This window comes from Pseudobutyrivibrio sp. C4 (genome assembly GCF_900111635.1).
GTDB classification, from domain to species: domain Bacteria; phylum Bacillota; class Clostridia; order Lachnospirales; family Lachnospiraceae; genus Pseudobutyrivibrio; species Pseudobutyrivibrio ruminis.
This window is the reverse complement of sequence record NZ_FOHF01000007.1, coordinates 157,356-163,532: the sequence shown is the minus strand read 5'-3', so window position 1 is coordinate 163,532 and position 6,177 is coordinate 157,356. Positions and strand designations below refer to the sequence as shown.

Here is a 6,177-nt window from a genome sequence, read left to right as displayed (position 1 = left end):
GCGACATTTGTAGTGAGCCTAGAAAATTTGAAAGGGGTATTTTGCGATGAATAGGCGTGAGGCGCCATGGACGGCGCCGAGTGCCCGACAACGAAACGGACTGAGTTAAAGGGCGGCGCCTAAGCATCCAAAATCCCCTTTCTAAATTTTTCTTGGCAAACGGAGTATGAGCGCAATTATCCTAAGCCTTGTGTGGAGACTAATACGTAGACTTCAAGTGTCTGCCCTCTACCCACAGTGGCTTCGAAGTGCAAAACCAATTAAAGGACACGCACTTAATGCTCCCTTGTGATGCTAAGAAAAACTATAATCCTTGCGCTGTCGGCGTAAATAAGATACCAAACCTGTCCCCTAGACGGGGCGGATACACAACATAAAGTGCAGATGTAGCCCAGCCACATTACACACAGCAGGCGAGGCGGGTGCGGGCATAAAAAGAGCCCCGGGTGTGGTACCTGGGGCCGTAGGGTGCGGTTTAGAGTTGGGATGCGGCGGCTTCGTCGCAGATTACGGTTACGTCCGGATGGGTTTGGAGGACTGAGCCTGGCACGTTTTCGGTGACGGGGCCATTTAGGACTTTGGCCAGGGCCTCTGCTTTGGCGGTGCCGGTTACGATGAGTAGGATGCGCTTGGCACTCATGATGGTTTTGATGCCCATGGAGTAGGCCTGTCTTGGGACGTCTTCGATTTTTTCGAAGAGGCGGGAGTTGGCACGGATGGTGCTTTCGGTTAGGTCTACTAGGTGAGTGACTTCGGTGAAGGGTGTGCCTGGTTCGTTGAAGCCAATGTGTCCGTTTTCGCCAAGGCCCAAGACCTGAAGGTCTGCTCCACCAAGGGACTGTACCATTGCTTCGTATGATGCACATTCTGCATTAGGGTCTGCTGCAATTCCGTTTGGTAAGTGGGTGTTTGCAGGGTCGATGTCTACCTTTGAGAATAGGTGCTGATTCATGAAGTAGTGGTAGCTGTTTACATCATCGTCTGCAAGGCCTGCGTATTCGTCCAGGTTTACGGTGCGAACGTTTTTGAATGATAATTCGCCGGCGTTGTACATTTCTACTAGTTCCTTGTACATGCCTACTGGTGATGAGCCAGTGGCAAGGCCAAGGATACTGTCATTTTTTTCTTTTATTTGAGCTGCTACAAGGGCCGCTGCTCTCTTGCTTACAGCATCGTAATCCAATTCTTTATAAATCTTCATTTCTTAAATACCTCAGTTTTATTATGTTATTATTGTACTAACAATATGTGTTTAGAGTTTGCGCTATCTCTTTTGTAAACTCATTATATGGACCGCCAGAGTTTAGCGTCAATTAAACGGAGCACTTCTGAAACGGCTTTCATATAAATAATCCGATGATATAAATTTGATGTTAGTACTTTCATAAACATGCTAAATCATTGAGGAATAGAAATATGTTTCTTACAATAGAGACATAAGGAGTTACCTATGAATCATAATTCTCAAATTTTAAATCAAATAAAAGGTGGATTAGTGGTTTCCTGCCAAGCCCTTGAAAGCGAGCCTCTCCATAGTAGCTTCATTATGGGAAGGATGGCGAAGGCGGCTGTGGAAGGCGGCGCAGTTGGAATCAGAGTAAACGGGCCTGATGACACTGCTGAGATAAAAAAGACTACTGATGTTCCTATTATTGGATTGTGGAAGCGAGAATACGATGATTCAGAAATCTACATCACTCCTACCATGACAGAAATCGATGCTCTCGCTGAGGCTGGGGTGGATATCATTGCTACTGATGCCACAGATAGAATCAGGCCAGGTGGCATTACACTAGACAGCTTCTTCAAGGAAGTTCGCGCAAAGTATCCGGATATGCTTTTTATGGCAGATTGCTCTACTTTTGAAGAAGGTGTTAAAGCCCAGAAGCTTGGGTTCGATATTGTCAGCACTACTCTTGCTGGTTACACCAAAGAAACTGCCGGCAAACAATTACCGGATTTTGACATGCTTGAAAGGCTTGTCGCCACACTCAGTATTCCTGTAATTTGCGAAGGCGGCATTTGGGAGGTAGCTCAGCTTCAAAAGGCCTTTGAGCTTGGATGTCACTGCGCTGTTATTGGCAGCGCAATCACCAGGCCACAGCTGATTACAAAACGATTTACCGATTCAATCAAGGAGATTAAAAATGAAAATAATTAACGGTAGCGTGTTTTTGGAAGACGGAAAATTTGATGAAGTTGATGTTGTTTGTAAGGATGGGTTGATTTCAGATATCGGCCAGGATGTTGCTTCATCTAGCGATACAGAAATATTTGATGCCAGCGATTGCTATGTTATCCCTGGTTTGTGTGATATACATCTCCATGGATGCATGAGTTTTGATGCTTGTGATGGTACAAAGGAAGCTCTTGCTGCCATGGCAAAATACGAGGCAAGCGTAGGCGTCACTTCTATCCTGCCAACAACCATGACATATCCGGAAGAGACTCTTACTACTATTGCTAGGGCTGTTGCAGACTATCGTAAATACGATAATGACACGGAAGAATTTGCTACTATTCACGGCATAAATATGGAAGGCCCTTTCATTTCACCTGAAAAGAAGGGCGCTCAGAATCCTAAGTATATACAAAACCCAGATTACGATATGTTTCACCGTATAAACGTAGCCAGCGGTAATTCAGTTCGTTTATGCGATATTGCCCCTGAAACTGATGGCGCAATGGAGTTCATCGATAAGGCAAAGGACGAAACAAGAATATCCTTGGCCCACACCACAGCAGACTATGACACATGCAAGGAAGCTTTTATGCGCGGTGCAAAACATATTACTCACCTGTTCAATGCAATGCCAGCATTTACACACCGTGCACCTGGTCCAATAGGTGCTGCTGCAGAAAACGAAGATGTTACTCCAGAGCTTATCTGCGACGGTGTCCATGTGTATCCTGCTGCAGTAAATATGATGTACAAGGTGTTCGGTGCTGACAGACTTATTATGATCAGTGATTCTATGCGTGCCACAGGACTTCCTGATGGAGAATACGAACTGGGCGGCCAGCCTGTAATTGTAAAGGGCCGCAGAGCTACACTTCACGATGGCACTATCGCCGGCTCTGCCACTAACCTCTTCGACTGTATGATGACAGCTGTAAAGGAAATGAACATTCCTCTTGCAGATGCTATCTTGTGTGCCTCTAGAAATCCAGCAAAAGCTATTGGTATGTACGACACCGTCGGTTCCATCACTATTGGCAAACAGGCGGATTTTGTTATAATTAATAAATCCGATCTAAGTATTAAAAAAGTCATAGTAAGAGGTAAATATGTCAACAGTTGATACAACTAAAGATAAAATTCGAGAAGCTTACGATAACTTGACTAAATCAGAGCAGCAGGTTGCAGATTACTTTTTGGAGAACACTGAAATCAGCGATTTTTCATCAAAGCATATCTCCTTGCTGCTATACGTTTCTGAGGCTACACTTTCACGTTTTGCCAAGAAATGCGGGTTCAAGGGCTACCGAGAATTTGTTTACATGTACGAGCTGGATTTCAAGGATTACTTCACCGAAAAGGAAGAAAAAGAAATCTCTGATATCACTCGCTCTGTTCGCAAAAACTATAAAGACATTATGGTGAAAGCCTTCGATTTGATTGATGAAGATCAGATGCGACGCATCGCCACCAAGCTCAGCAACACCGAATACACTGTTCCTGTGTACGGCATGGGTTCTAGCGGATATGTAGCCCGCGAATTCCAGCTTCGCTTCATGCGACTTGGTCTAGATGTTATCGCAATTACGGATTCCCAGATGATTGCTATGAATGCCTCTTTAGTAAAAAGAGGTTCTTTAGTTTTGGCTTTTTCTATCAGCGGAACTACAAAGGTAGTTATCGACGGCATCAAAAAAGCTAAACAAAACGGTGCCAGAGTGGTTCTCTTTACCGCTTCAAAAGACAAAAAATTAGCAGAGCTTTGCGATGAAATCGTTGAAGTTGCCTACCTCAAGGAGCTTGAAAAAGGCACTAAGATTTCCCCACAAATATCTCTGCTGATATTAATAGACGTTCTATACTCTTACTATTTTGCAAATGACTCTTTCTTTAAGGCTGAGAAATACAAGCGTACTTTATCAGCATTGGAGATTGAGAAAAACTCGTTGTTATAAGAGTATTTCAATACTAAATACACCGTTATCATCTTTTATATTCATTTTACCGTCGTATTTATTTACGACGGTTTTTACGTTTGACAAGCCGTGTCCATGTGATATCTTATCACTCTTTGTTGTTTGAATTGTTCCATCCTGAATACTAAGTGTTCTATGTGTTGGATTTTTTTCTATTATGCATAAGTATTCATTGTATGGATAGCTTACTAAATCAATTGTATCCCCTTTTTCACAAGCTTCAATTGCATTGTTCAATATATTTGAAAAGATAATACAAAGCTCATAATCTGCGATTTTATTTTTTTGAAGTAATGACACTTGCAAATTCAATTTTATTCCAAGTTCATCACACTTTTCTAATTTGCGTCCTAAAATACCATCTACTACAGTATTTCCTGAAATAATGACATTGTTTAATGTCTTAGAATGCTCCAGCAATTTTTCACAGTATTCTTTAATTCCCTCTATATCTTTTTTCTGAGACAAGGAATATAAAGCATTTAGATGAGCATTTAAATCATGTCGATAGGCATGAAGTCTTTGCTCATTTTCAATGATTGCCTCTACCTGTTCCTTCTGTGATTGTATAGAAACCTGCTGATGTATTAGTTTATTTTGCTCTTCAAGAATCCTTCGATTCAAAAGTATAGATTTTATGCTGAGGTAATATATCAAAACGCAAATTATAGTTGTTGCAACTATATATATCTGCAAAGTGCTGTGATTATATTGCCCCCTTTGGAGTATTCCAAGGCCTCCCATAGATATACCTATAAATATCGTATATACGTTAAAAAGTATCATCTCGCTTCTTGTGAAGTTCATTTCAACACGATATTTATAATACCTTTTTAGTCCGTATAATATTAGTAAAATAACGTAAGTTATTCCTAGGCATAGAATCTTTCTAATTCCAAATCCATTCACTATATTTTTATCATACAAAAAGTAATCCCATATAGTGTTACATGAGGCGCAGATTCCTACTATAGGGAAATACATTCCATATGCCTGTTTTGAATCAATATCGTATATCATCGGAAACGATAATCCCATTATGAAACAAAACAAATCTAATGTAACGATTCCAGTCTTGTACAGCCATACAGCGCAAAGGACAATAAGCAGTCCCACTATAAGCTTTTTCCATTTAGGCATTATGAATTTTATATTCAAAATAATGGTATAAAAGAATAAGAATTGGCCTTCTAATAATACCGCGTAAATTATTCGCCCCAACCTAATCTCCCTTTAATATTATTTACCAAATATTTGCTATAATCATCTTTCAACTCGTTATAATACTTTCTCCCAACAGGCAGTACTACTCCATTCGTCAAAACCAATTCTTTATATTTGATTTTTAGAATGTAATCCATGTTTACTAGAAATGACTTATGACATCTGACAAATGAATCTCCTAATTCGTCTATCCAATTTATAATTGAAACATGCATTAAATCGCTTACAGTTCCGTCGTTTAACGCTATTTTTGTATAATTGCCATCTGCCTGAATATATGATATTTCTGTCGCTCTTACTCTATTGTTTCCAAAATCCACTCTCACTGCTTGGGAATAGACGTTATATACATGAGTGAGCCATTTATTAATGCTATCTACTGTTATCGGTTTTACGACAAATCCCATGACCTTCATGCCGAAAGCATCCTGCATCACATTTATATGGTTTGAGACAAAAACAATTCTTTCTACCTTCTCATCATCACAAAGAATATTTTTCACCTCAAGCCCATTGATTCCAGGCATTTCTATATCTAAAAACACCAGATTTATTTGATTCTTTTCTTCTTTTAAAGAACCAATCAGCTCGTCACCCGATGTATATTCCTTTATTTCATATTCTGCTTTTTTTGACGAAAAGAAATTTGAGACATATTTTTTTATCTCATCTCTGTTTTCTTTGTTGTCATCACAGACTACAACTGTAAATTTATTATTCATTCACATTATTCCTCTATTAGAATATTACTATAAATATGCCTCAAGATAAATAAAAAGTCCAGCATTTGCCAGACTT

Annotated in this window: 6 protein-coding genes; 3 read left to right on the top strand and 3 right to left on the bottom strand. The window is 40.0% G+C overall.

The window, feature by feature from the left end; all coding sequences use genetic code 11:
* Positions 1–475 precede the first annotated feature (475 nt).
* Complete coding sequence (gene nagB / locus BMY66_RS11490; protein ID WP_090395267.1) at positions 476–1,201, bottom strand: glucosamine-6-phosphate deaminase; 726 nt, start codon at positions 1,199–1,201, stop codon at positions 476–478.
* A gap of 249 nt (positions 1,202–1,450) precedes the next feature.
* On the opposite strand from nagB, the gene BMY66_RS11485 reads away from it, so the two are divergent.
* The 3 genes from BMY66_RS11485 to BMY66_RS11475 are packed head-to-tail and all read left to right on the top strand — an operon-like array spanning position 1,451 to position 4,134.
* A complete protein-coding gene (locus BMY66_RS11485; protein WP_090395266.1) occupies positions 1,451–2,161 on the top strand; it encodes an N-acetylmannosamine-6-phosphate 2-epimerase in 711 nt (236 codons plus the stop codon).
* On the top strand, positions 2,148–3,302 hold the full coding sequence (nagA, locus tag BMY66_RS11480; protein WP_090395265.1) for an N-acetylglucosamine-6-phosphate deacetylase: 1,155 nt from the start codon (positions 2,148–2,150) through the stop codon (positions 3,300–3,302). Before BMY66_RS11485 ends, nagA begins: the two co-directional genes overlap by 14 nt.
* Entirely contained in the window at positions 3,289–4,134 is an 846-nt protein-coding gene (locus tag BMY66_RS11475) for a MurR/RpiR family transcriptional regulator (RefSeq protein WP_044939039.1), read from the top strand. Before nagA ends, BMY66_RS11475 begins: the two co-directional genes overlap by 14 nt.
* Here the strand turns inward: BMY66_RS11475 and BMY66_RS11470 are convergent.
* Both BMY66_RS11470 and BMY66_RS11465 read right to left on the bottom strand, forming a co-directional pair.
* Positions 4,129–5,193: a sensor histidine kinase gene (locus BMY66_RS11470; protein ID WP_177175662.1), complete on the bottom strand. Its 1,065-nt coding sequence runs from the start codon at positions 5,191–5,193 to the stop codon at positions 4,129–4,131. The two genes, BMY66_RS11475 and BMY66_RS11470, sit on opposite strands and share 6 nt — an antisense overlap.
* A gap of 170 nt (positions 5,194–5,363) precedes the next feature.
* Positions 5,364–6,101 (bottom strand): LytR/AlgR family response regulator transcription factor, encoded by a 738-nt coding sequence (locus tag BMY66_RS11465; protein WP_090395263.1) that lies wholly within the window; start codon positions 6,099–6,101, stop codon positions 5,364–5,366.
* Positions 6,102–6,177: the final 76 nt, after the last annotated feature.

What these genes read in the sequence shown, in the direction of transcription:
- nagB (WP_090395267.1), bottom strand. Translation starts at nt 1,201, where the DNA reads ATGAAGATTTATAAAGAATTGGATTACGATGCTGTAAGCAAGAGAGCA.
- BMY66_RS11485 (WP_090395266.1), top strand. Translation starts at nt 1,451, where the DNA reads ATGAATCATAATTCTCAAATTTTAAATCAAATAAAAGGTGGATTAGTG.
- nagA (WP_090395265.1), top strand. Translation starts at nt 2,148, where the DNA reads ATGAAAATAATTAACGGTAGCGTGTTTTTGGAAGACGGAAAATTTGAT.
- BMY66_RS11475 (WP_044939039.1), top strand. Translation starts at nt 3,289, where the DNA reads ATGTCAACAGTTGATACAACTAAAGATAAAATTCGAGAAGCTTACGAT.
- BMY66_RS11470 (WP_177175662.1), bottom strand. Translation starts at nt 5,193, where the DNA reads ATGGGATTATCGTTTCCGATGATATACGATATTGATTCAAAACAGGCA.
- BMY66_RS11465 (WP_090395263.1), bottom strand. Translation starts at nt 6,101, where the DNA reads ATGAATAATAAATTTACAGTTGTAGTCTGTGATGACAACAAAGAAAAC.